At 56.1% G+C, this 21,826-nt stretch carries 22 protein-coding genes and 3 pseudogenes; 8 read left to right on the top strand and 17 right to left on the bottom strand.

Features of this window, described 5'->3' with window-relative positions:
- Positions 1-8 precede the first annotated feature (8 nt).
- Genes ACLK1G_RS12930 through ACLK1G_RS12920 form a run of 3 tightly spaced genes read right to left on the bottom strand, consistent with a single transcriptional unit; the run spans position 9 to position 3,075 of the window.
- Entirely contained in the window at positions 9-875 is an 867-nt protein-coding gene (locus ACLK1G_RS12930; protein ID WP_420765774.1) for a carbohydrate ABC transporter permease, read from the bottom strand.
- Entirely contained in the window at positions 872-1,981 is a 1,110-nt protein-coding gene (locus tag ACLK1G_RS12925) for an ABC transporter ATP-binding protein (protein WP_420765773.1), read from the bottom strand. Before ACLK1G_RS12925 ends, ACLK1G_RS12930 begins: the two co-directional genes overlap by 4 nt.
- Positions 1,981-3,075 carry an ABC transporter ATP-binding protein gene (locus tag ACLK1G_RS12920; RefSeq protein WP_420765772.1) on the bottom strand — a complete coding sequence of 365 codons (1,095 nt, stop codon included), beginning with the start codon at positions 3,073-3,075 and terminating at the stop codon, positions 1,981-1,983. The genes ACLK1G_RS12925 and ACLK1G_RS12920 overlap by 1 nt, the downstream gene beginning before the upstream one ends.
- Before the next feature lie 396 nt (positions 3,076-3,471).
- Here ACLK1G_RS12920 and ACLK1G_RS12915 point away from each other — a divergent pair, with 396 nt between their 5' ends.
- Both ACLK1G_RS12915 and ACLK1G_RS12910 read left to right on the top strand, forming a co-directional pair.
- Positions 3,472-5,322 carry a sigma-54-dependent Fis family transcriptional regulator gene (locus ACLK1G_RS12915; protein WP_420765771.1) on the top strand — a complete coding sequence of 617 codons (1,851 nt, stop codon included), beginning with the start codon at positions 3,472-3,474 and terminating at the stop codon, positions 5,320-5,322.
- 40 nt (positions 5,323-5,362) lie between these two features.
- Positions 5,363-5,494, top strand: a pseudogene (locus ACLK1G_RS12910) (metal ABC transporter ATP-binding protein); the annotation flags it as partial.
- Between the two features lie 16 nt (positions 5,495-5,510).
- On the opposite strand, the gene ACLK1G_RS12905 reads toward ACLK1G_RS12910, so the two are convergent.
- Complete coding sequence (locus ACLK1G_RS12905; protein WP_420765770.1) at positions 5,511-5,999, bottom strand: anti-virulence regulator CigR family protein; 489 nt, start codon at positions 5,997-5,999, stop codon at positions 5,511-5,513.
- A 129-nt stretch (positions 6,000-6,128) separates the two neighbouring features.
- On the opposite strand from ACLK1G_RS12905, the gene ACLK1G_RS12900 reads away from it, so the two are divergent.
- Positions 6,129-7,340 (top strand): MFS transporter, encoded by a 1,212-nt coding sequence (locus ACLK1G_RS12900; RefSeq protein ID WP_420765769.1) that lies wholly within the window; start codon positions 6,129-6,131, stop codon positions 7,338-7,340.
- Between the two features lie 232 nt (positions 7,341-7,572).
- Positions 7,573-7,779, top strand: a complete 207-nt coding sequence (locus ACLK1G_RS12895) for a hypothetical protein (protein WP_420765768.1) — start codon at positions 7,573-7,575, stop codon at positions 7,777-7,779.
- Between the two features lie 48 nt (positions 7,780-7,827).
- Here the strand turns inward: ACLK1G_RS12895 and ACLK1G_RS12890 are convergent, their stop codons facing one another.
- Both ACLK1G_RS12890 and ACLK1G_RS12885 read right to left on the bottom strand, forming a co-directional pair.
- Entirely contained in the window at positions 7,828-8,136 is a 309-nt protein-coding gene (locus ACLK1G_RS12890; protein WP_186707518.1) for an AzlD family protein, read from the bottom strand.
- A complete protein-coding gene (locus ACLK1G_RS12885) occupies positions 8,133-8,843 on the bottom strand; it encodes an AzlC family ABC transporter permease (RefSeq protein ID WP_420765767.1) in 711 nt (236 codons plus the stop codon). The genes ACLK1G_RS12890 and ACLK1G_RS12885 overlap by 4 nt, the downstream gene beginning before the upstream one ends.
- Before the next feature lie 304 nt (positions 8,844-9,147).
- Between ACLK1G_RS12885 and ACLK1G_RS12880 the strand changes: the two genes are divergently transcribed.
- Positions 9,148-9,576 (top strand): DUF2628 domain-containing protein, encoded by a 429-nt coding sequence (locus tag ACLK1G_RS12880; protein WP_420765766.1) that lies wholly within the window; start codon positions 9,148-9,150, stop codon positions 9,574-9,576.
- Between the two features lie 83 nt (positions 9,577-9,659).
- Here the strand turns inward: ACLK1G_RS12880 and ACLK1G_RS25855 are convergent, their stop codons facing one another.
- The 4 genes and pseudogenes from ACLK1G_RS25855 to ACLK1G_RS12855 form a co-directional block, all read right to left on the bottom strand.
- Positions 9,660-10,247: a PACE efflux transporter gene (locus ACLK1G_RS25855; protein WP_489685932.1), complete on the bottom strand. Its 588-nt coding sequence runs from the start codon at positions 10,245-10,247 to the stop codon at positions 9,660-9,662.
- Between the two features lie 212 nt (positions 10,248-10,459).
- Positions 10,460-10,649, bottom strand: a pseudogene (locus ACLK1G_RS12865) (P-loop nucleotide/nucleoside kinase family protein); the annotation flags it as partial.
- A gap of 103 nt (positions 10,650-10,752) precedes the next feature.
- Positions 10,753-11,364: a hypothetical protein gene (locus ACLK1G_RS12860; RefSeq protein WP_420765765.1), complete on the bottom strand. Its 612-nt coding sequence runs from the start codon at positions 11,362-11,364 to the stop codon at positions 10,753-10,755.
- A gap of 391 nt (positions 11,365-11,755) precedes the next feature.
- Positions 11,756-12,316, bottom strand: a complete 561-nt coding sequence (locus tag ACLK1G_RS12855) for a TetR/AcrR family transcriptional regulator (protein ID WP_420765764.1) — start codon at positions 12,314-12,316, stop codon at positions 11,756-11,758.
- Between the two features lie 126 nt (positions 12,317-12,442).
- Here ACLK1G_RS12855 and ACLK1G_RS12850 point away from each other — a divergent pair, with 126 nt between their 5' ends.
- Positions 12,443-13,087: a DJ-1/PfpI family protein gene (locus tag ACLK1G_RS12850; RefSeq protein ID WP_420765763.1), complete on the top strand. Its 645-nt coding sequence runs from the start codon at positions 12,443-12,445 to the stop codon at positions 13,085-13,087.
- A gap of 24 nt (positions 13,088-13,111) precedes the next feature.
- The gene (locus ACLK1G_RS12845) at positions 13,112-13,636 is read left to right on the top strand and encodes a DUF2867 domain-containing protein (protein ID WP_420765762.1); all 525 of its coding nucleotides are present in this window, start codon (positions 13,112-13,114) and stop codon (positions 13,634-13,636) included.
- Between the two features lie 1,009 nt (positions 13,637-14,645).
- On the opposite strand, the pseudogene ACLK1G_RS12840 reads toward ACLK1G_RS12845, so the two are convergent.
- Positions 14,646-15,062 (bottom strand): annotated as a pseudogene (locus ACLK1G_RS12840) (PACE efflux transporter); the annotation flags it as partial.
- Between the two features lie 107 nt (positions 15,063-15,169).
- Between ACLK1G_RS12840 and ACLK1G_RS12835 the strand changes: the two are divergent.
- A complete protein-coding gene (locus tag ACLK1G_RS12835; protein WP_420765761.1) occupies positions 15,170-16,054 on the top strand; it encodes a LysR substrate-binding domain-containing protein in 885 nt (294 codons plus the stop codon).
- 124 nt (positions 16,055-16,178) lie between these two features.
- On the opposite strand, the gene ACLK1G_RS12830 is transcribed toward ACLK1G_RS12835, so the two are convergent.
- From ACLK1G_RS12830 to ACLK1G_RS12805, 6 genes are all read right to left on the bottom strand, one after another.
- A complete protein-coding gene (locus ACLK1G_RS12830; protein WP_420765924.1) occupies positions 16,179-16,382 on the bottom strand; it encodes a hypothetical protein in 204 nt (67 codons plus the stop codon).
- A 100-nt stretch (positions 16,383-16,482) separates the two neighbouring features.
- On the bottom strand, positions 16,483-16,713 hold the full coding sequence (locus tag ACLK1G_RS12825) for a hypothetical protein (protein WP_420765760.1): 231 nt from the start codon (positions 16,711-16,713) through the stop codon (positions 16,483-16,485).
- Positions 16,714-17,509: 796 nt separating this feature from the next.
- Positions 17,510-18,115 carry a hypothetical protein gene (locus ACLK1G_RS12820; protein ID WP_420765759.1) on the bottom strand — a complete coding sequence of 202 codons (606 nt, stop codon included), beginning with the start codon at positions 18,113-18,115 and terminating at the stop codon, positions 17,510-17,512.
- Positions 18,112-18,492: a winged helix-turn-helix transcriptional regulator gene (locus tag ACLK1G_RS12815; RefSeq protein WP_420765758.1), complete on the bottom strand. Its 381-nt coding sequence runs from the start codon at positions 18,490-18,492 to the stop codon at positions 18,112-18,114. Before ACLK1G_RS12815 ends, ACLK1G_RS12820 begins: the two co-directional genes overlap by 4 nt.
- A 780-nt stretch (positions 18,493-19,272) precedes the next feature.
- Positions 19,273-20,523: an MFS transporter gene (locus ACLK1G_RS12810; RefSeq protein ID WP_420765757.1), complete on the bottom strand. Its 1,251-nt coding sequence runs from the start codon at positions 20,521-20,523 to the stop codon at positions 19,273-19,275.
- On the bottom strand, positions 20,520-21,806 hold the full coding sequence (locus ACLK1G_RS12805) for a 3-keto-5-aminohexanoate cleavage protein (protein ID WP_420765756.1): 1,287 nt from the start codon (positions 21,804-21,806) through the stop codon (positions 20,520-20,522). The genes ACLK1G_RS12810 and ACLK1G_RS12805 overlap by 4 nt, the downstream gene beginning before the upstream one ends.
- Positions 21,807-21,826: the final 20 nt, after the last annotated feature.

The following is a 21,826-nucleotide window of genomic DNA, read 5'->3' as shown; positions in this document are numbered from 1 at the left end:
TGCGGGCCTCAACGGTTGGCGTCGGCGTGCGTCATGGCGGTATAGAACAGCCAGGACACCAACAGAATGATCAGGAAGTACACCAGGGAAAACGCCGCCGCCGGGCCCAGGTCGAATTGACCGATGGCCATCTGCGTCAGGGTCTGGCTGAGGAACGTGGTAGCGTTGCCCGGCCCGCCGCCGGTGAGGACGAACGGCTCGGTGTAGATCATGAAGCTGTCCATGAAGCGCAGCATCACGGCGATCAGCAGCACGCTTTTCATCTTCGGCAGCTGGATGTGCCGGAACACCGCCCAGTTGGACGCCCGGTCGATCCGTGCCGCCTGATAATAGACGTCGGGAATTGCCCGTAGCCCCGAATAGCACAGCAGCGCCACCAGCGACGTCCAGTGCCAGACGTCCATCACCAACACGGTGACCCAGGCATCCATGGTGTTGGCCGCGTAGTTATAGTTAATGCCCAGCCCATTGAGCGTCGAGCCCAGCAAGCCGATGTCGGCGCGGCCGAAAATCTGCCAGATGGTGCCGACCACGTTCCACGGAATCAGCAGCGGAATCGCCAGGATGATCAGCACCAGGGACGACCACTTGCCTTTGGTCGGCATGGTCAGGGCAATGGCGATACCCAGGGGAATTTCAATCAGCAGCACGCACGCCGAGTAGATGAACTGGCGCAACAGCGAATCGTGCAGCCGTGGATCGAGCAGCACCTGCTTGTACCAGTCGGCGCCGACGAAATATCGGCTGGACTGGTCGAAGATGTCCTGCACCGAATAGTTGACCACGGTCATCATCGGGATCACGGCACTGAAGGCCACCAGCAGGAACACCGGCAACACCAGCCACCAGGCCTTGTTGTTCTGCACCTTGTTCATGGCTGCACCTCGCCCACCGGTTCAAGCAAATATTCATCGGCATAGACCATCAGCCATTGGCCCGGAAAACTGATGTACGCGGTGCCTTCCGGCACCGGCTTGTCTTCGGCCAGGCGCACTTTCAGCGGAGCGCCATCGAGGTTGAGGGTCAGGATCTTGTAGGTGCCCAGGTCTTCGACGTGGACCACGTCAGCGCGCATCGCGTCGTCGTAAGGGCCATCCCAGACGTGGACGAACTCCGGACGGATGCCGACCTTCAGGCTTTTGCCCTCGGCTTCGGCGACACGCCGTTGCAAGGTTTGCGACAGGGGCAAATGGGTCGACCCGAAGCCAACGCCACCGGGCTGCGCCGTGACCTCTATCAGGTTCATTCCCGGGCTGCCGATGAAGTAGCCGACGAAGGTGTGGCTCGGGCGCTCGAACAAGTCCCGGGGTGTGCCGAACTGCACGATCTGCCCGCCGTACATCACGGCGATCTTGTCGGCGAACGTCGAGGCCTCCAACTGATCGTGGGTGACGTAGACCATGGTGATGTTGAACTGCTCGTGGATCTGCTTGAGCTTGCGCCGAAGTTTCCATTTCAGATGCGGGTCGATCACCGTCAGCGGCTCGTCGAACAGAATTGCCGACACATCGTCGCGCACCAACCCACGGCCCATGGAGACTTTCTGTTTCTCGTCGGCGGTGAGGTTGCGAGCCTTTTTATCCAGTAGATTCTGCAGGTCCAGGACCTCGGCGATTTCCTGCACCTTGGTGTGGATCCGCGCCTCGGCCATGCCCTGGTTGCGCAGCGGGAATGCCAGGTTGTCGAACACCGTCATGGTGTCGTAGACCACCGGAAACTGGAACACCTGGGCGATGTTGCGCCGCTCCGGGGACAGTTCGTTGACGACTTTGCTGTCGAACATCACTTGCCCTTCGGAAGGGCTGAGCAAGCCGGAAATGATGTTGAGCAAGGTGGACTTGCCGCAGCCCGAAGGCCCGAGCAGCGCATAGGCACCGCCCTGCTCCCAGATGTGGTTCATCTCGCGGATCGCGTAGTCCTCGGGGCTCGCCGGGGTGCTGGTGTAGCTGTGGGCGAGGTTCTGCAAACGAATTTCGGCCATCAGGCAACCCTCGCAATACGCTGACCCGGGGCTTGGACCAGCTTGCCCTCGGCGTCGAAGACAAACAGTTTGTGGGTCGGAATGTAGATGCGGATCGGCGCGTCCACGTCGTATTCATGCACCCCCGGCAAATGCAGCACCAGCAGGAAATGTTCGTTGCGCACGTGCAGGAATGTCTCCGAGCCGCTGATCTCGGCCACCTCGACGGTCACCGCCAGTTCAAGGTCATCGTCGTTGCTCGGCACCAGGGAAATATGGCTGGGGCGCACGCCGAAACGGAACTCGCCCTCGCCCACCGGGCGAAGGTCGACGTTCAGCGGGAAATGCACGAAATTGGCGAAGCTGACCTCATTGCCGGCGATACGCCCCGGCATGAGGTTGATCGGTGGTTCGGAAAACAGTTCGGCGGCCAGCACGGTTTGTGGCTGGTGATAGACCGAAGAAGACTTGCCGCTCTGGATCACCCGGCCTTCGTGAAGAATGGTCGTGGTGCCGCCCAAGGCCAGCGCTTCGTTAGGCTCGGTGGTGGCGTAGACGGCGATGGTATGACGGGCCTCGAACAGCTCGCGCATTTCCTGGCGCAGCTCTTCGCGCAACTTGTAGTCCAGGTTCACCAGCGGCTCGTCGAACAGGATCAACTCGGCGTCCTTGACCAGGGCCCGCGCCATGGCCGTGCGCTGCTGCTGGCCTCCGGACAATTCCAGAGGATGGCGCTTGAGGAATTTCTCGATCCGCAGCATTTTCGCGGTTTCCAGGACCTTGCCCTGGATGATCTCCTCGGCCACGCCTGCCTGGCGCAACGGCGAGGCGATATTTTCGAAAACGGTCATGGTCGGGTAATTGATGAACTGCTGGTAGACCATCGACACGTTGCGCAACCGCACCGGGCGCTGGGTGACGTCGACGCCGTTCATCAGGATGCGGCCGCTGTCGGGCTTGTCCAGCCCGGCCATCAAGCGCATGAGGCTGGTCTTGCCGGATAGCGTGCGGCCCAGCAAAACGTTGAAGGATCCGGGTTCGAAATTCAGATTGGCATCGTCGATCCAGGTCTGGCCTTCGACGGTGCGACAGATGTGCTCAAGCTTTAATGACATGGCTCGGCCTTTTTATTATTTGGAGTCAAGCGACCCAAGTAAGAAAGCGAAAGCCGTGCCAGAAATCATAAGTCACTGATCAGGCTGGTATTTCGTTTGATTCACTGAAAAAAGACGTTCACTGATGAACACAAGTGAACAACCATGAATGAACAACTGAACAACCAGTCGGTTGACAATGAACATTTTGGAACACCACTTAATAGAACCTGTGGGCGCGAGCCTGCTCGCGAAAGCGATGTGTCAGTTAAATCCATCTGACTGATCCACCGCCTTCGCGAGCAGGCTCGCTCCCACAAGGGCCGTACACCTATGTGGTGTTAGGGCCTGCCCCAGCACAAGGACTCTGTGCGAGACTTGCCACAACAATAAAAACAGCACCTGCGAGAGTGCCCCATGGCCGCACCTGCTCCTGCCTTGTCCCACGAGGCCATCATCCAGGCTTCCTGGTCCCGTTGCCGTGCCTTTGGCCTGAACCACCAGAGCGTGCCCGCGTTCGACCAACTGCCGGCCGAAGGTATTGCCCAGTTGTTGGAGAGTCAGCATTCACTGGTGCAGACCACTCACCAGGAAGTGCTGCCGTACTACGAGAACATCCTGAGCAACTCCAACTGCCTGATCATGCTGGCCGATAATCAAGGACAGGTCCTGACGTCCTGGGGCACCCAGCGCTTCATCGAACCGAAACTGGCCCATGGCTTCAGCGCCGGGGCGAGCTGGATGGAGCGCTGCATCGGGACCAACGCGATCGGCACAGCATTGGCCTGCGAGCAGGCCGTTCACATTGAACACGATGAACACTTCCTCAAGGCCAACCGGTTCATGACCGGCTCCGCCGCCCCGATCTTCGATGCCGAGCGCAAGGTCATCGCCGTGCTGGACGTCTCCAGCGACAGCTACCTGCCGCCCTCCCATACCCTGGGCATGGTCAAGATGATGAGCCAGACCGTGGAAAATCGGCTGATCCTCAACCTGTTTCGCGGTGAACATTTCCAGCTGACGTTCAACACCGGCCTGAACAACCTCGACAGCCAATGGGCCGGGCTGCTGATCTTCGATGAAAGCGGCCAAGTGCTCTCGGCCAACCGCCGCGCAGACAACCTGTTGGGCCTGAGCCTGTCGCGGGTGAGCATTGAAAGCCTGTTCAAGGTTTCACTGATGGAATTGCTGAACCAGCCCGACGGCCTGCCGTTCGCCTTGCAGGCCTCCGGACGCAATCGGTTCCAGTGTGTGCTCAGGCGACCGAAACAGGTTTCGGTCAAGCCGCGCATCTTCGCCGAACCGGCGCCCTCGCCCACGCCAGCACCGGCCAATACCGGCATCAGCCTCAACTCGCTGCACTTCGGCGACAGCCGCGTGGAAAAAGCCGTGCGGCAGGCCGAGCGTTTGCTGGAAAAAGATATTCCGCTGCTGATCCACGGCGAGACCGGTGTCGGCAAGGAAGTGTTCGTCAAGGCTCTGCACCAGGCCAGCTCGCGCTGCCAACAGCCGTTCATTGCGGTCAACTGCGCGGCCATTCCAGCGGAGCTGGTGGAATCGGAACTGTTCGGGTATGAAAAAGGCGCCTTCACCGGCGCCAATCAAAAAGGCAGCATCGGCCTGATCCGCAAAGCGGATCGCGGCACGTTGTTCCTCGACGAGATCGGTGACATGCCCCTGCCGACCCAGGCCAGGCTGTTGCGGGTCCTGCAGGAACGTTGCGTGCAACCGGTGGGCAGCGCCGAGCTGTTCCCGGTGGACATTCGCATCATCTCCGCCACCAACCGTTCGTTGCGTGAACAGGTGCAACTGGGGCGTTTTCGTGAGGACCTGTACTACCGCATCGGCGGCCTGACCCTCGAACTGCCGCCCCTGCGCGAACGCAGCGACAAGCAGGCGCTGTTCAAACGCCTTTGGGAACATCACCGCGAACCGACCCAATGGGCCGGCCTGAGCCGTGAAGTGACGGATTTATTCGAGCGGCATCCTTGGCCCGGCAACCTGCGGCAAGTCAGCAGCGTGCTGCAAGTCGCCTTGGCGATGGCCGAGGAACAACCGATCCGCCCAGAGCACCTGCCCGACGATTTTTTTGTCGACCTGGACATGGAGCCGGTGGAAACGCCCGAACCACTGACGGTGGACCTCAACGATGCTGAAGACTTGAACCGCCAGTTGCAGGCCGTGGGCGGGAATATTTCGCATCTGGCGAGACGGCTGGGAGTCAGCCGCAATACCTTGTACAAGCGCTTGCGGCAGCTGGAAAGCTGATATAAATCCTGTGGGAGCAAGCTCACTCCCGCAGGGGGAAATGCGCTACCCGAGAACACCTGGAAAAAATGTGGGAGCGAGCCTGCTCGCGAAGGCGTCGGGTCAGCCAACCTCAATGCTGAATGACACACCGCTTTCGCGAGCAGGCTCGCTCCCACAGGTTTCATTTCCTAACTGGAAGCTCCGGCTCAGTCGAACGCACCGTTGAGCACTTCATAAATGATGCCAGTGGCAATCGCCACCAGGATCAGGTCCGAGCCGACCTGCTGCCATTCATAACCGTCATAGTGCGGCAAGCGTCCCAACAGCCGGCCATCGAGCTTCTTCGCAATGCCGGGGGGCACCGGCTTGCCTCGGGCCAGGTTTTTCTGAATGCCCGGCGGCAATGCCGGGCCGGGGCTCCAATAATCGCGATAACCGCCAATCACACCCAGGATGCCGCCACGATCGATGCTGGGGCCGTTATGCCAATCGCCACCACCTTGGTTGCCCTTGTTCCCAGGATTCCCTTGCCGCCCCTTGTTGCCCTGCCCGCCCTTGCCTCCTTGCCCTTGACCGGGACCTTGATCAAATTGAGCGTTTCCCTTGCCGTTTCCCGGGTCCGCGACAACAATGCCAGGGCTGGCCGCCAGGGCAAAACAGGTCACTGCGGCAATCAACGAGCGCGATTTGAACATGGCAGTTCTCTCGAAGAAGGGACATCCCCTGTAAAGATATAGAGACTGACGGTGATATTAGTTCCATATCACGCTGCGCGTCGCTTGCCTGGACCGGACAACCCCTGAACACCGCAATCAAGGAGCTTCATGCGCAAGGATTACCTGGCTTTTTTCGTCTCGATGTTCCTCTCGCGGTTGGCCGATCAGATCTTGTTGTTCATCGTCCCGCTGATTGTCTTCCAGACCACCAATAGCGTCTCCTGGGCGGGCCTGGCGTTCTTTGTCGAATCCTTGCCACGCTACCTGGCGTTCCCGATCTGCGGCGCGCTGTGCGACAAGTTTCCGCCGATTCGCATCCTGCATATCAGCCAGGTCTATCGCGCCGCAGCCTGCGGCGTCGCAGTCTTGCTCTATGGCGTCTTTGGCGGTGTTTATTGGATCGTGGCCCTGTCGGCCCTCTGTGGCGTGTTGACTACCCAAGGCATCATGGCCCGCGAAGTGGTCATGCCTTACATCTTCAAGCACTACACCTACACCAAGACACTGTCCTATTCGCAAATCGCCGACCAGACCGGCTTGGTACTGGGCCCGCTGGTCGCAGCGCTGCTGCTTGAAGTGTGGGCGTGGCACTGGGTGCTGCTGGCGATCGCCGGACTGTTCCTGCTGGCAGACCTGGCCATGTTGTACTGGCAACGCACCAGCTCGGTCACCCTTGAGTCCTTCGAGCAACACCACGACCTCTGGTTGAACCCGCTGCGCATTGCCCTGGGTCACATCCGCAACTTGGCGGAACTGAAAAAAGTCATCAGCCTGGCGGTGGGCGTCAACCTGATCATCGGCGTCACCCTCGCCACGTCGGCGGCCATGGTCATCGGCCACTATGGCGCCGGAAAAGATGATTACGCCGGGTTGCAGGCGGCCGGTGCCGTGACCACCATCGTCATCCTGTTTCTCCTGGCCCGGGTCACCTTGCCTCTGAAACTTCTCGGCGCCCTCTCCTACATGCTGATTGCCCTCGGCGCTTTCATCACCGCGCTCAGCCCGAACATCTGGGGCTACGTCGTCGGTTTCCTGCTGATCGTCGGTTTCGACAAGATGTTCAACGTGTACATGCGCAGCATCCGTCAGCAGGTCATTCCCCCACAGGACTTTGGCAAGACCGTCGGCGTGATTACGCTGCTCAACAACCTGTCGCAACCGTTCGCGGGCTTGCTCGTCGCGGTGTTGGCGGCACCGGTTGGGACGCAGGAGGTCATTGTGCTGCTGGCGGTGGTCACCAGCCTGATCGGCATCGGTGTGGTCGTGATGAACAGGCAATCAGCACAGGGGACAAGCGTCTACCGCACCGATTCAGATTAACCCCGCCGGAGCCTCGGCTTGTATTATCAGTGACTTATTCTTGAGGCATGGTTGCATCGTTGCCAGCGTCGATGCGCGTCTACCCACCATTCGTCACCTGTTAAATGTTGGAGTCTACAGGCGGCCATGTCTGGCTCAGGGTTTGCACTGGCCTGTCTCAGCAGCCAAGAACGACATGATTCTGACGCGGCAGCACATTTATCAATGCTTGGTCAGCAAACGGAGATGTACCGTGTCAACTCTCAACGAAATCGCAGCGAACCACGCGAGAATGGCAAAGTTAAAGGAAGAAGAGTCGATGCGGTTGAGTGCGCTTCAGGGACAGGTGGTGGGAAGTTTTGAAATTCCGCCCATCGAGGCGCCACAGGAGATGTCGCTGCACTTCATGACGGGTATACAGGATCACTCGTTCGGGGAAGCGGCTGCGCTGAGTTTTTGACTGTTGACAGGGCGGAGTCGCCCGTTTGTAAGCGGGCGACTCGGCCGTTCAAAACTGTCTGGCTAAAGCCGCTGCAAGTATGCCGGCCGCAATTGCCGGCAGCGGTTTTTTCAGCGTCAGCATGACGATTGCCGTGGCCAGCAAAGCCAGGCGTGCGCCGTTGTCACCTTTAACCGCCAGCGGAGCCAGCACGGCCACCAACACCGAGCCGGACATGGCCGTGATGAACTGCTGCACCCGATAGTTGATCGGCACGAACGACATCACGAAAACACCGCCCCACCGAGTGGCCAAGGTTACTGCGGCCATGATCAAGATGACAAGCAAGGTGCCATAACCCGCCGTTTCAATGTTCATTGTTGTTTCTCCATCCACACTGCGCCCAGAACGCCCCCCGCCAGAGCACCCACCACGACATGGCTGTTAGCCGGCAAATACCAGTAGGCCAATAGCGATGAGCATGCCGCCACGGTCCAGATGATGAACATGCGCAGGTTCTTCTTCCCACCCACGACCATCGCCAACAAGAAACAGCCCATCACCATATCGAGCCCGAAACTGACCGGGTTCTCGATGACGCTGCCAAAATGAAGTCCCAGCCAACTTCCCAGGATCCAAGTGATCCAGAGTGCAATGCCGCCACCGAATAAAATCCCCAGTCCCGGCTTGCCCCGGTTGAACGCCTGCATCGCCATGGCCCAGTTGGCGTCCGAAACAACCAACATGACACCGTATCGTTTGGCAACGGGTAGCTCCCGTAACCACGGATAAAGCGTCGCGCCCATCAACAAATGCCGGGCGTTGATGGCGAAGACAGTGATCATCAGCGGAACGACCGGCACTTGCTGGCCCCACAGATCCAGCGCGGCAAATTGAGAAGCGCCGGCAAAAACCAGCGTGCTCATGAGCACGGCTGACGTGTCACTCAGGCCCGTTTGTGCAGCCGCCAGGCCGAAAGCAACACCGAACACGACGACAAAAAGAGAGATGGGGATCAGTTGCTTGAAACCGTCATAAACTTGCTTCAGCGTCAGCTCATACAGATGGGATTGATCGTTCGACAAAACATCGCCTCTTCTGGTTTTCCACAGTGTAAAACTGGGAGTATGAGGCTGATTCTCTATGCCGAGAACTTTTTAGCGGGCAATCCAGCAAATCAATAGAGTGAAGCCCGTCACAGACCAGGCGACCGCACAAGCGGCCAGTGCGGAATGTTCCACACCTCCAGCCTTAAAGCGGCAAAATGGGCGCCTCTGAAGATTCACGTGCGTTTTCGACAAATAGACCAAAGCAGCCAATGTTCTAAACCAGAGCACAGGATTTCTTGGAAGAAAGAAAAATTAATTATGGACAACAGGAACCTTGAAAATGAGCACGACTGAACAAGTACAAAGCACTGGTAAATACAGCACCAAGTGGCAGGAACGCTTCGACTTCTTTAACACCTACGGTGCGCCAAGCGACCCGCGCTACAAGGAAGCCTTCAAGGCGCTGCCTGGCTTCAAGAAAAAAATACTGATCAATGCAAACGTGATCGCATTTTTCTTCGGCCCTATCTACCTGTTCGTCCTGGGCCTCTGGAAGAAGAACCTGGCCCTGCTGGGTATTTTCCTGGCAATCAACATCGCCTTGAGCGTCATTTTCGCCATCATTGGGATGGAGTTTCCGCGGCCGTTGAGCACGGGTCTGAGCATCGCCATGTCGATGATGTATGCGCTGATGACCAACTACGCGTACTACCTCAAGGAAGTAAAAGGCGAGCAAGGCTGGAACCCGTTCAAAGGCATGCGTCTCTGAATGCAGGCTTGGGTCTCAAGAGCCCGCACCTCGTCATGAGTGTGCGGGCTCTTTGTTTCCGAGTCGTGGAAATTTGGGCAATTTTATTGCGCAGATAGCGCCTCCCAATTGTCTACCCCATGTCGCCTGGCGATACCAGGCCTTACATAGGGAACTCGACAATGGCAGATGACCTGAGCAACCGCGGGCCGCAGGACAGGAACCGCATCAACATTACCGAAGCTTGGGAGTTGAAGTACTGGGCGAATGAGTTCGAAGTGACTGAAGAAGTACTCAAGGCAGCGGTGAAGGCTGCTGGGCCGATGGTGGCCGATGTTCGCGAACAACTTAAAAAATGATGCATTGGCCCTACGGTGCTCCGTAGGGCATGCGTTGGCTACATATTGAGTCTGGTTAACACGAGTCACTTTAAACCACAGGCTGATGCCCAACCATGCGCTAATCACCGGCGTGAGGATCAGCGTCAAGCCGCCTTCAAATCCAAGGGAATGCAGCAACCGCCGCTGCCAGTTGCGATGGCGGCTGGGTTGGCGGCGCTCCCACTCCTCGAACAGGCCGTTGAAAAGCATGTTCCAAGCCAGCGCAACGGCGGAAATCACCAGGGACAGCAGGGTTGAATAGCCCATTCCTTGTTCGTAGGTCAGCGCCAGCGTCGGGGCCACGAACAGCACACCACCAGCTTCATAGAGGATGGCCTGGTTGCGGACGCGGTTACGCGGGGGGAGTTGATTGATTACCGGCCTGAGGTTCGTTTGGCGGGCGCGCGATATACGGTGTGCGTGCCGGGGTGGGAGCGGCAGGTGGAGATGAGGGCTTTTAGTGAGTGGTTATTGGGGTGGAGTATTGGTTGCACCTGATGTTTCTGCCAACCCACCCCAGGCCGATTACTCAGGGCAAGCTCATTGGCGATCCTGTAGCCACTGCGCCCCCACATCTTGCGCAAGCGCCCCCGAGTTTCTAACCGCCCGCTCAATCGTATCGATCCGCAGGTACACGGCGCCTGTCGTAGCGGCGAGATCACGGGCGATAGTGGTTTTGCCGGTGCCGGGAAGACCGCTGAAAACAATGAGCATTCCATGTCCTTTGACCAATGAGCTAACCCAGTGCAGGCAGCCGTTTTCCAAAAAGGGGCCTTGCGGACTACCTCTCCTACAGAAAACCGAGACCGAACGAAACTCAATCGGTGGCTTTATCAACGGCCAAAGCAACCAGCGCAAACGGCAACAGGGCGATGACGAACACAGTCATCCCGACGGCCCCGTAGGCATCGTGGATCTTATCGCCCAGGCTTCGTTTCGAGGGAGCGGCGACGGTGTCCACGGACACGATCAGGGCATAACGATAGGTTTGGGATTGATCATACCGGTCAACATTGCATTGCGTGGTGCTCAAGCTGACATAACGATCACCCATCACTGGCGTACGGTCTTCGTGACTGGCAAGGAGCTGCTTCAACTGGGCGACCTGTACCTCAAATTCAGCCTCACATTCAGGCTGACTGACAAAAGCACGACTCGCCTTTGTAATGAGATCTGGGCGAATCTGATGATCGAGGAAGACCTCGTAGGTATCGCCTTGCTCATCGACGCGCTTGTAAATCTTGGAGCCCGTGAGCGACTCGCCTCCGGTAGCGGAAAGCGCCTTGAACTCATCGCTGGAAAGCGGCTGACCCAAGGTATAACCGTAAATCTGGGGCGCTTTAAACGGTTCCTTTACAGCTTGTGAGGCGCACCCGGCAGATGACGCAGTAATCGAAAGACTCAGAGCGGTACAGAGCGTCCTGTTCATGTCTCTTCCTTGAGTTGCGTGGGTGATCCGGGTTCCGGCGTGAAAGATTATCGGAAATAGACAGCGACCGCCGCTATTGAAGGCTTTTTTCATACGCGCTGGCGTAGAAAGCAGAAACCGCAAGAACGATCAAATGTTCTCCCCATGCATTTGATAACGTCGCATCAGCATTCATGGAGATCGTCATGCTGAATATCGAGAGGGCCCTGTGGTACATCGAATTGGAGCTGGGATCCCAAAGACCAGGTAGCGACCGTTCGTGTAGTTGTACGGCATTAACGGTCCTCATTCCGAATAGACATCGGAACACATGGTTTGCCCATTCAAACGGCCCATTCATGGCCCTTTTACACGACGCTATCAGATCACGGACGTCCCTTGTTTATGCTTCTCACGACCTGGATCGCCACGGTGGGAGAGCCCCTTCGAAAAGTGAAAAAGCTCGATGCACGAAACGGTTGAAACGAGCGGCATCACGCCGCAGCCCCGCCTGTTGCCCCCCAATCAGGCACAGGTGGGCCACCTGCCCCATCACTGCTGCTTCGCCTGGCCTATGGGCCAAGCGACGACACGTCCGTATCGCAAAGTCCAATCGTCGTGTGTCTACACGCTGCAGAAACTCGGCCACCAACGGATCGTGCAGCGACCAGGCTCGGATGGAGACTTCCCGCCCAGGTTGTTTCTCAGCGGCAATATTCAAATAGCGTTTCAAGATTTCGCCCGCGCTACGACCCTGGGCCGCAAAAGCGAGCATGCGCTCCGTGTAGTCTTCTTCCCAAGCGGCCAGCAAGGTGCGGACAAAATCATCGCGATTGCGGAAATGGTGATAGAACGATCCGCGGGTCACATTCAAGCGGCGCGATAGACTCTCGGCTGACACGCCAATATGCCCTGTCTGATCGAGGGCCTCGAAACCTGCCGCGATCCAATGGTGACGCGTTAGTTTTTCCATTCGTTATTTCACTCCCTATTTAGCACCATACAGACTGTGTATGGCGCGCAACCGATAGATACCCTGCGAACACCAGCAAAGATGGCCGTTGCGTTTTGCACGCCAGCACTTTTCATGGAGCTCGCCTTGAAGAAAATCGTCCTGGTTGCTTTCGACCAATTCACCGATATCGACCTATTCCTGATGTGGGACATCTTAGGCCGCAACACCGAGGACTGGCACGTCCGAATATTGGGTTCCAGCCCTGTCGTACGATCGGCGCATGGCCTGCCTGTTTCGGTGCACGGTCCGCTTTCCGAGGCCAATAGTGCCGACGCGGTATTGTTCGCCAGCGGCAACGAAGGAATACCCGCCGCACTGGCCTCCCCGGATTTCCTACCGTCGTTTGAACTTGACCCGAAACGCCAGCGAATCGGCTCCATCTGCGCCGGCGCTTTCATTCTCCAACGGCTTGGGCTGCTCAGCGGCCGAGCAACGACACACCCGGATGCACGATCGGGCTTGCAAGCCCTTGGGCTTGAGCCCGTGGACCAGCCTCTTGTATGCCAGGGCAACGTCGCAACCGCTGGCGGATGCCTTTCGGCGCTCTATCTGGTGGGATGGTTGGTTGAGTCCTGGTTCGATGCCGACAAGCGCCGCGCGACGCTGCTCCCTGTCCTGCCCGCCGGGCAGCAGGCGCTGTATGATGCGCTGATCGGGCTCAGTATCCGACAAGGAGAAGTGGCCGCCTCCCAACAAGAAACGCGACAAGGCATGTCATCTAATTGGTAGTTAGCACTCAGGAAGAGATCTCCGATGCCCCGAGAATTTGAGCTCATTATGTCCGTGCCCGTCCCCTCGAGGTCCGGCGTCACCCACCTTTACAAGTCGACGAACCTGGCGGACGCTTTTGCGATTCGCCTCCCTGCGGGCACATCCAGCGATCCAGAGGTGCTCGCCCGATTCATCCTTTCCCACCAGCCATCCTGGATCGGATGGCTCATGAAAGTCCGAGACACTGTCGTTGCCCGTTTTGGGCTCAAGACAGCGAGGCATTTGGCAACACTTGCTCATCGGATTCAAATCTTCAAGGTCTACAGCACCGACCAGACTGAAATCGTGCTGGGAGAGGACGACAAGCACCTCGACTTCCGCATATCGATCCTGTGCTCTGGAGAGGTAGAGCAGGAAGGTAGTCGCCAACTGGTTTTCTCAACCGTGGTCCAGTGTCACAACCGTCTGGGCCGGGCCTATATCTTCGTGATTGCGCCATTTCATCGCTTGGTTGTTAAGGCGAGCCTGCGCCGTGCAGCGCGCATTGGTTGGCCTTTGGCTGCCTGAGCCGCGACACCACAAACCCCGTGGCGAGGGAGCTTGCTCCCGCTGGGTGGCGAAGCCGCCCCAAAAAGGGATGGCGAAAGACTAGGAACAGACCAGGGTTTTGAGCTAAGAAATTGGCAAAGGGGATTCATACGGCGCGAATGCGAGGATCATGTATCGGTCTTCGTAAAGCTCGCCCTGTACGTAGACTAAAGCGGCATCCAACTGCGGCCGCTTTATGTCGCATTTTCTTTAGGCTTGCCGATCGGAAGCCCTGAACTTTTGGGGTGGTAGAGGGATATGAATATGGCGAAGTTGGCCGGATCGAGCCGCTGCCGGCTCGTGATATGGCTGATCACACCCCATGTAACTGGGAAGTGTCTGACCTTTGCTAACCATGCAGACGGTAAAATCTTTAATTATCCGATCTAGTGCAAAAGGATGGGCTGCGAGTGCCAACTCGATATCAGCTCGCAATTCAGGATGGATTTCGACTCGAATAACCACTATCCGACTTGATCGATCAGACGCTGTGTGTTGCGGGTCGCCAGGGTGGGCCTGATTAGCGCCCTTGAGGACATTTTCAGAAATCCTACGTCGCAGTTTTACAGCAGCGGCAAAAAAATCCGTCCCCTTTTCCCTTCCTCGTCGGCCATTGGTGTGCCCTCTCGCTCATTGGTATGGGGTTGGGCAGACCATGGCGCTGGCACTTCAATCAGAACGCGGTTCGTCCCCCTGCACATCCCCCAATCTCACCTCGCGTATACCGCCGTCTGCAATGAACCGAACCACGACACCCTCTCCCCGCGTCAAGGCAAGAACATGATCGATCAACTCGCCTTGGCTGTCCGCTTGGCGGATCGGTTTGTAGCCATGGGATTTATAAAGTGTCCAACGGTCGTTCTCGAACTCGATCCTGTACACATCCACTGCCGAGCACTCCGATTGTGCGTTTTTCGGTAGATGCGCGACAGTGCTGGTGTGTTCCGGCCATGTGCTGATTGGACTGTTCGGTAACGCCCTGATCCGACTGAGCCGAAAGCGGCACGTCGAACGCTCGATCAAATACCCATTGGAAAACCAACGAATAAAAAAAGAAAAATACAAATAATCCAAGATTCGTCACCAGCGCCAACCACAGGCCGATACCCAACCAGGCTCCAATTACCGGCGTCAGAATCAGGGTCAAGCCGCCCTCGAACCCAAGGGAATGAAGCAGTCGGCGCCGCCAGTTGCGATGGCGGTTGGGTTGACGACGCTCCCACCATTCGAACAGGCCGTTGAAAAGCATGTTCCAGCCCAGCGCAACGGCGGAAATCACCAAGGACAGCAGGGTTGAATAGCCCATTCCCTGCTCATAGATAAGCGCGAGGGATGGCGCGACAAAAAGCACACCACCGGCCTCATAGAGCACGGCCTGAAGAATTTTGCGAGAGGCGCCTTGCATCGATTGTCTCCACGAATGGCGGAAGGGAACCACAGCCTGGCAAGTTGAGCGCCGGCCCACAATTGAGCTAAATTGAGCCTCGCTCAACCTGAGTAACTTCCCCGCCCATGTTCGCCAAACTGCCCCTAACCGCCTTGCGCGGCTTCGAATCCGCCGCACGGCTGGGCAGCTTCAAGGCGGCGGCCCAGGAACTGAACGTCAGCCCGGCGGCGATCTCCCATCAGGTCAAAAGCCTTGAAGCGTTTCTCGGCGTGCGACTGTTCGAGCGTTCCAGTCAAAATGTGCGCCTGAGCGCGGACGGCGAACGCCTCCAGCCCTACATGCACCGCGCGCTGCTCGATATCCAACATGGCCTGCAAACGCTATCGCCATCATGTACCGCGCAATCGCTGGTGGTGAGCACAACGCCAGCGTTCGCCAGCCTGTGGCTGATACCTCGGCTCGGAGATTTTCATCGAAGACATCCTGAGATCGACCTCAGGCTGCACAGCAGCAACGACGTGATCGACCTGCGACGTGACGCCAGCATCGACCTGGCGATCCGTGCGCTCTTCACCTCGGATCCTCAACTGCTCGAGCAAACTCTACTGGAAGAATATTTCGGCGTGTATTGCCACCCCGACTGGCAACCACCCGCAGCGGGCTCGCCCATCGAACTAATTGACGTCCCCTGGCTGAGCAGCACAAAGGTCACGGTGGACTGGGCGGCATGGTGCGCCAAGTCCGGCACCCTGGGTTGGCTGCAAAACGCGCGCCTGCGCCGCTATGACGAGGAACAGCACGCTCTGCAGGCAGCGGTCGCCGGGCATGGGCTGGTGCTTGCCAGTAATGTGCTGGTTGCGGAAGCGGTTGCACGCGGGCAACTGGTTGGTTATCAGCCTGAGATTCGCTTGGCGGGTGCGCGATATACGGTGGTGTGCGTACCGGGGCGGGAGCGGCAGGTTGAGGTGAGGGCTTTCAGTGAGTGGGTGTTGGGGCAGAAAGTTGGTTGAGTCGGAACGCACGAAGAAAGGAGCTATTGGCGGGTCAAGCCTGAACCAATGGGCGGACGAGGTGTTTGAACGAGCGACTCACGCCTGACGATAAAACAAAGTAGCCCGGCATCACATCAGGCCTTCAATGGAGCACTCTACGGCTTTCCCCGATTCTTATACGATCAAGGGCGCGGTTTAACGCATCCAGAGCCTTTAACAGCGCCTGTGCTTCAGCTTCCCGGCCATCTCCCCACAGGCGCTCAGCCATCTTGTTGAGCGCCTGGATAGATCGCTCGATTTCGGCAGCGCTTGCTGTCGTTTTGTTATCTGGCTGTTTCTTTGGCATGTTCATGGACGCTTCTTTCAGGGTGGTTCGAGGCCTTTAGCGTTGCGGCCTATACCACCTGCTAGCCGAAAGCGCGCATAAGCATCGAAGAGCGCGCCACTCAAGCCCAGATGGCCGTCTCTGTGTTGATCTCGGCGACAGAAGTAGCATTAAACTGCCGCTGACGGTGAAGGTCATCGCGCATTTTAGAATAATCGAACTTCTTGTTCTCCAACTCTTTGAGCACAAGACTTGAAATTTTGTAGGTGCCGCAGTCACCGCAGTCGACAAGCTCTCCACTTTGATCCGCTTCGGACCGCTTCGCTTCCATCGCGCATAGATAGCACTTCATGACTGATCTCCTGTTCATTGATGTTTAGGAGATCGTCTCGTAATGGCGGAAGTTTCAACTGGCTGACCTTCGCTCAGTGACTACGCCAAATCAATCGTCCACCCGTCAGATGATAAAAACCCGGCTCCGTGGCCGGGTTCCATGGAATCATCAGCATCCGCTGTAGCTTACTTCGCACCGCCGTTGCCACGATTCGTCTGGGCATCCTGGTCGGATCCGGGGTTCCCAGGCGGGGGATTCCAATCCTCTGGCCTCTCGCCAGTGCCCTGCTTTGGCTCAGACTCAGCCTGATCAAGACCAGAACCATGTCCTTTGCCTGTATCAGGCGCTTCCTCACTTGGCCCTGGGTATGGCGCTTCCGGACCGTTATTGTCAATCACCATAATCTCTCTCCTGTCTGCAGCGCAGTTCTGCGCATACAGTTGAGAGGGCTTGCTTGGACAGGAAGTGCTATGTCTGCGACGAGTGGATGAGCGATCAGGCCAGGACACCTCCGCTCAACTTCTTTCTGTTGCTCGCCAAGCGGCATGCCTTGGGCCCGCATCCTGGAAGAGGTCGTTCGGAAAAGGGGAAGGCTCGATATAGGAGACTGTTAAGGCAAGCGGCATTACGCCGCAGCCCTGCCTGCTGTCCTAATAAACGCTCTATGATGCCTTGACCGGGCTCAGTATCCGCCAAGGACAACCCATCCCCGTGGCGAGGGAGCCTGTTTCCGCTGGGGCGTATTCATACTCTTCCTTGAACTAGCCAAAAACGGCTTCAGCGCAGCTAAATAAATCGGCCCACGTTCCCGTATTCAGCACGTGAAAAATACATTACACCGGCTACACCACCCTTCAGCTGCGCTCCGGTTCATTGGAAAACGCAAGAGAGGATGACTCGTATCGGCAACCGTCAGGATTAGCGAGAACTTTATGTATCTGCGCCGAATTTCGTCGGCTGGAACGCTCATGCCTGCCCCATCGACTATTTGAAGAACTCCGCCTGTCACCCTGCTGTCGATCCGTTGCCACTCAAAATGCCAGCCCGTCACCCACATGAAGTCTCGAATTTGATAATCGCCGGCGGCGCTTTGGCATTGAGCGAGTTTTTTGTTAGAGACGTCAAAGACGAAAAACAGGGGGCTGGGATAGCCGAGCAGCTGAGTATCGTCCAGGCTCAAGCCTTCTTCTAAATTGATGGATGCTACAAGTGCTTTTGCTCGTCTCTTGCGCCGTATCAGATACCCTGTGGCGAGGAAAAAAATAGAAAAAGAAGCCAGCAAGAGCTGACGGCCTTCGACTGTAAGCTTATCGGGCGAAAACCGTATCATGCCCCACAAGAGTCCTATCGTCGTAAGCCCGGACACCCAAGCGGCGGGGATCACTATCCTGCGGAATATGGCTATTTGCCGTCTGCTCATTCGTTAGTCGCCGGAAAAATACATCCACCCCTACGCAATAGCGTCTTCACCTCTTCGATCCCCTGTACGGGATTTAGGCTCAACTGTTCAAAAAGCCTGGAGCCCGGGCGCACGTACGATTGCGAATAGTGCTTGGCGCTCCACATGACGATGTTGAGCAGGATCGGAATAAGGTCGATGCCCTTCTCGGTCAATTCATAAAAGTCCTTGCGTCGGTCATCGGGATTGGGCGCCTTCGAGAGAATTCCCTCCTCCTTGAGGAAGGCAAGGCGAGAAGCCAGGACATTGGTCGCGATTCCCTCATCCGATTTTAGGAATTGGCCGTAGGTCTTTTTCCCAGTGAAGACGATGTCGAGGATGATCCCCGGCCAACTCACATGTCGTCAAGGCGTTCAATACCCTGTTCGGCCACGTCCTTGCGAAGAATGAACGTCTGGACGCGTTTATCGCGACGGACGATGCGAACCCCAAGGCGCTCGTTTCAGCCCTTCTCACGAGCCTCGGCCTGCGTCCGTTGGATGTCGGTGGCTTGCAAGTGGCCCAGTCGCTGGAGTGGCTTGGACTGATGATGATCGGCTTGGCAAAGAACGGTGCTGGAAGCTGGGATATCGCTATGAATGTGGATATTGGGGTCAGGTCGGCATCGGAACCAGCGGTTACATGGCGGCCATTCGCGCCATCAAGGCTCATGTCATAGATGATGAAGAAGCCTCAACTACCTGAGGTAGAGGAGCACTAATGATTAAGGAGGGGTCCAGGCTACGAATCCTGTTCTCGATATGGTAGGCCCCCCTCTCGGTGTAGCGTAAGAAACAGCGACCGCAAATAGAGCACTCAGAAATCTTGCATAGATTGTAGGGAAAGTAGAGCGGTGCAATCGGAGCATCCAACGACCAGTAATTAGTATTGCTCGGATGATACTCGATGAGTGTCATTTCTTCCTCGACGTCATACATGAGCGTACCAATATCGACTAATAACGTCTCCGGCAGGGAAATCAGAGGACTTTCCCACCCTACCAGTGCCTTTTTCGTGCAAATGCAGACGTCACGAACGGAATGGGAGCGTTCTGCTAATGCATAAAGCTCTGAATGACTTAGATATTTGAGAGTATTCAAGCTCGACCCTTTCCTAGCAATGGTCCAAAAAGCCAACGGCTACTTATTACTCAGCGACGGTGATTTCGAGAGGCCAAATGTGCTCCAGGCTGTGCAAACCAGTGCGGTTAGAGTCATGATTATTAATACGCTCCACCCTGGCAGATAACTATGAGACAAGTCCTTCAGGAAACCCAATGCGGGTGGCATTATGACAATCGCAACTTGATTTATCGCCATGGCTAAACCTAATGCGAATCCAGTCTTATCCGGTGGTGCAGAATCAGCAACGTAGGCTACCCAAGGACCATACCAGCCAAAACCGAAGAATCCGAGCCAGCCGACTAATACGCTCAACATCCAGAAAGAACGCATAGGAGCCCAAGCGAGAATGATCAAGCCAAAAATAACTGCGAGCATACAGATCAACACAGGGAAATAGCGGCCCGATCTACAGCGATCACTCCATGCAGCCAAGATGATACGCCCCGCTATGCCCGCTCCCTGGGCAATCAACAGCAACGTGGCAGCGGCAGTGATGCTCAAATCGAGCAAATCATAAAGATAAAGTGCGGTGAATATCAAAATCCCATACTGGACCGAAATAAGGCTAACCCCCGAGAACATAATATTCTTCATCGCAGGATCGTTTAGCATGGATAATCTCGAAGCCAAAACTGCTTTTAATTGCTTTCCTTCAGCTTTCACCGGCGGGGGCTTGTTAGCATTGGCAGACCGATAAAAACTTAAAAAAGTCAGAGCTCCAAACAGCGCAACAAGTCCCCCCGCTAAAAAGGAGTACTGCCACCCCCAATGGGTGGCAATGTAGGGGAGTATCGCCGCTGAAAGCGCACCACCCAAAGGCAAGCCAGCCTGGCGGATACCCATAGCAAATCCTAACTGGCTTTTTGGAAACCAGCTAGAAACGGATTTGCTGCCGCCAGGTTGCGCGGTGCTGTAGCCAGCACCGACCACAATCAAAAACATAAGCAATGACAGGTAACTGCTAGCAAGCGTTGATGCGCAAAGTGCAACCGCAACGATTAACGTTCCCACACCTACAACTTTGCGCTCTTCAAATCTGTCCAACAACTCCCCAGCAACTAGCAAGCCGAGAATGGGGACTAACTGTGCAGCTGAGACCAATAATCCTATTTGCATCGTGGACAGGTTCCAATCCTGCTGGATGAAAATAGCAATAGCACCGATACCTTGTACAAAGAAACAGGCGCTCGCTTGGGCCACCGTGGCGATCAGAAGAATAACCCAGCGATAACTGGCTTTTGGGTGCACACCGTTTACATCAGTCATTGAAAAGCTCCGGCATTTTCTGGTACGCCGAGAGGCCTTTGACGTTGTGCTGTGAGATGTTCATCCCTGACAATATCGAGCCCCATACGGTTGATGATAACTTCTGGATTAAGCTCTGGCGCCACACCATTATAGCTCATCTCTTCAAGCACATACTTCATAAGCTGTCGGTTATCACACATATGCACCTCTCCCTCCGTGCCTACACCATAGGGTGTATCTTCCATGCCTACACGCAAGATATCTACGCCACTTCCGGGTTGGCAGGCGTACGTGGCAAGCCGTCTTAAAGCGCACATCTTGGTTCCTTTCCGCAGGCCAATATCCATCTCTTGGTAATGCAAATGAGCTTGCTGGGGAATAATCGCAGCGCCGACGGTGATAGTTATCTTACGCTTCTTAATATCCGGATTGGAAATATCAGACTCCAGACTCTTGGCCACCTCTATTATGTTGCAAAACTCTTCATATGATGACGGAAACGGAAGGCGGCTGGAAAAACCAAATAACAGAATTATATTTAGCTGACCAGAACTGCCCAGCTGAAGAGATGGGTGTTCAATGGCAAACCGAGTCATGCCGTAGCTCCGGGCAAGTTGTACCCATTCGACTTCATGGAACAGCCCTAGTTGCCGGCGAGCCGAAATCGCATTCTTATATACTTGGAATTGTATTGACGGTGAAGTACTACCGTAGTCAGCCCCCTTACTCGTGGAGTTTGTTTCCATGGTCGCCTGTACAACACGGGCAGACGGCACGTATTTTTTTATATCGTCAAGAAAAGCAGAGCTGTACATATATTCAAAGTCGAGTTTTTGCGTTTTCTTTTCCAACTCACATATGATCTGCAGTTCTATCGCGGCTTGGATGGTGACGAAATGAGCTCCGCCGAAATGTAAAGGCAAAGCACATTGGCTAACCCGTTCCCATTCCCCAAAAGCCCTGATGTTTTCTTGAACCTCTTTACCGTTGCGACTAGCCCCGAAGCTCAATAGAATGTCTTTGCAGGAGCGCTGTACATTTCGGCTCACCGCCTGATAGATATCATTATCGGTGGTTTGCTCCTGCGTGATCGGGTTTCGAGCATGATAGTGATAGTAACGGCACCCGAGATCATAAAGTTCGATTGCTTCGTTAACGATGGCGTCTTGGCCTCCCTTAATAGTCATGCCTGTACAAATAGAGTCGAGAAGCTGATCCCCAGTAAGATAATGGTTGCGAGGCGTAAATTTTGCGCCCGTGGATGCGCACCCTAAGATAAGAGTGTTCTGTGGATTATTCATATTACTTCCCTGTCAAATGG

The sequence above is a fragment of the Pseudomonas algeriensis genome, from assembly GCF_048847255.1.
In the GTDB taxonomy this organism is placed as follows: Bacteria; Pseudomonadota; Gammaproteobacteria; order Pseudomonadales; family Pseudomonadaceae; genus Aquipseudomonas.
Note: the sequence above shows the minus strand (reverse complement) of the source record. Positions and strands in the feature narration are given on the sequence as shown.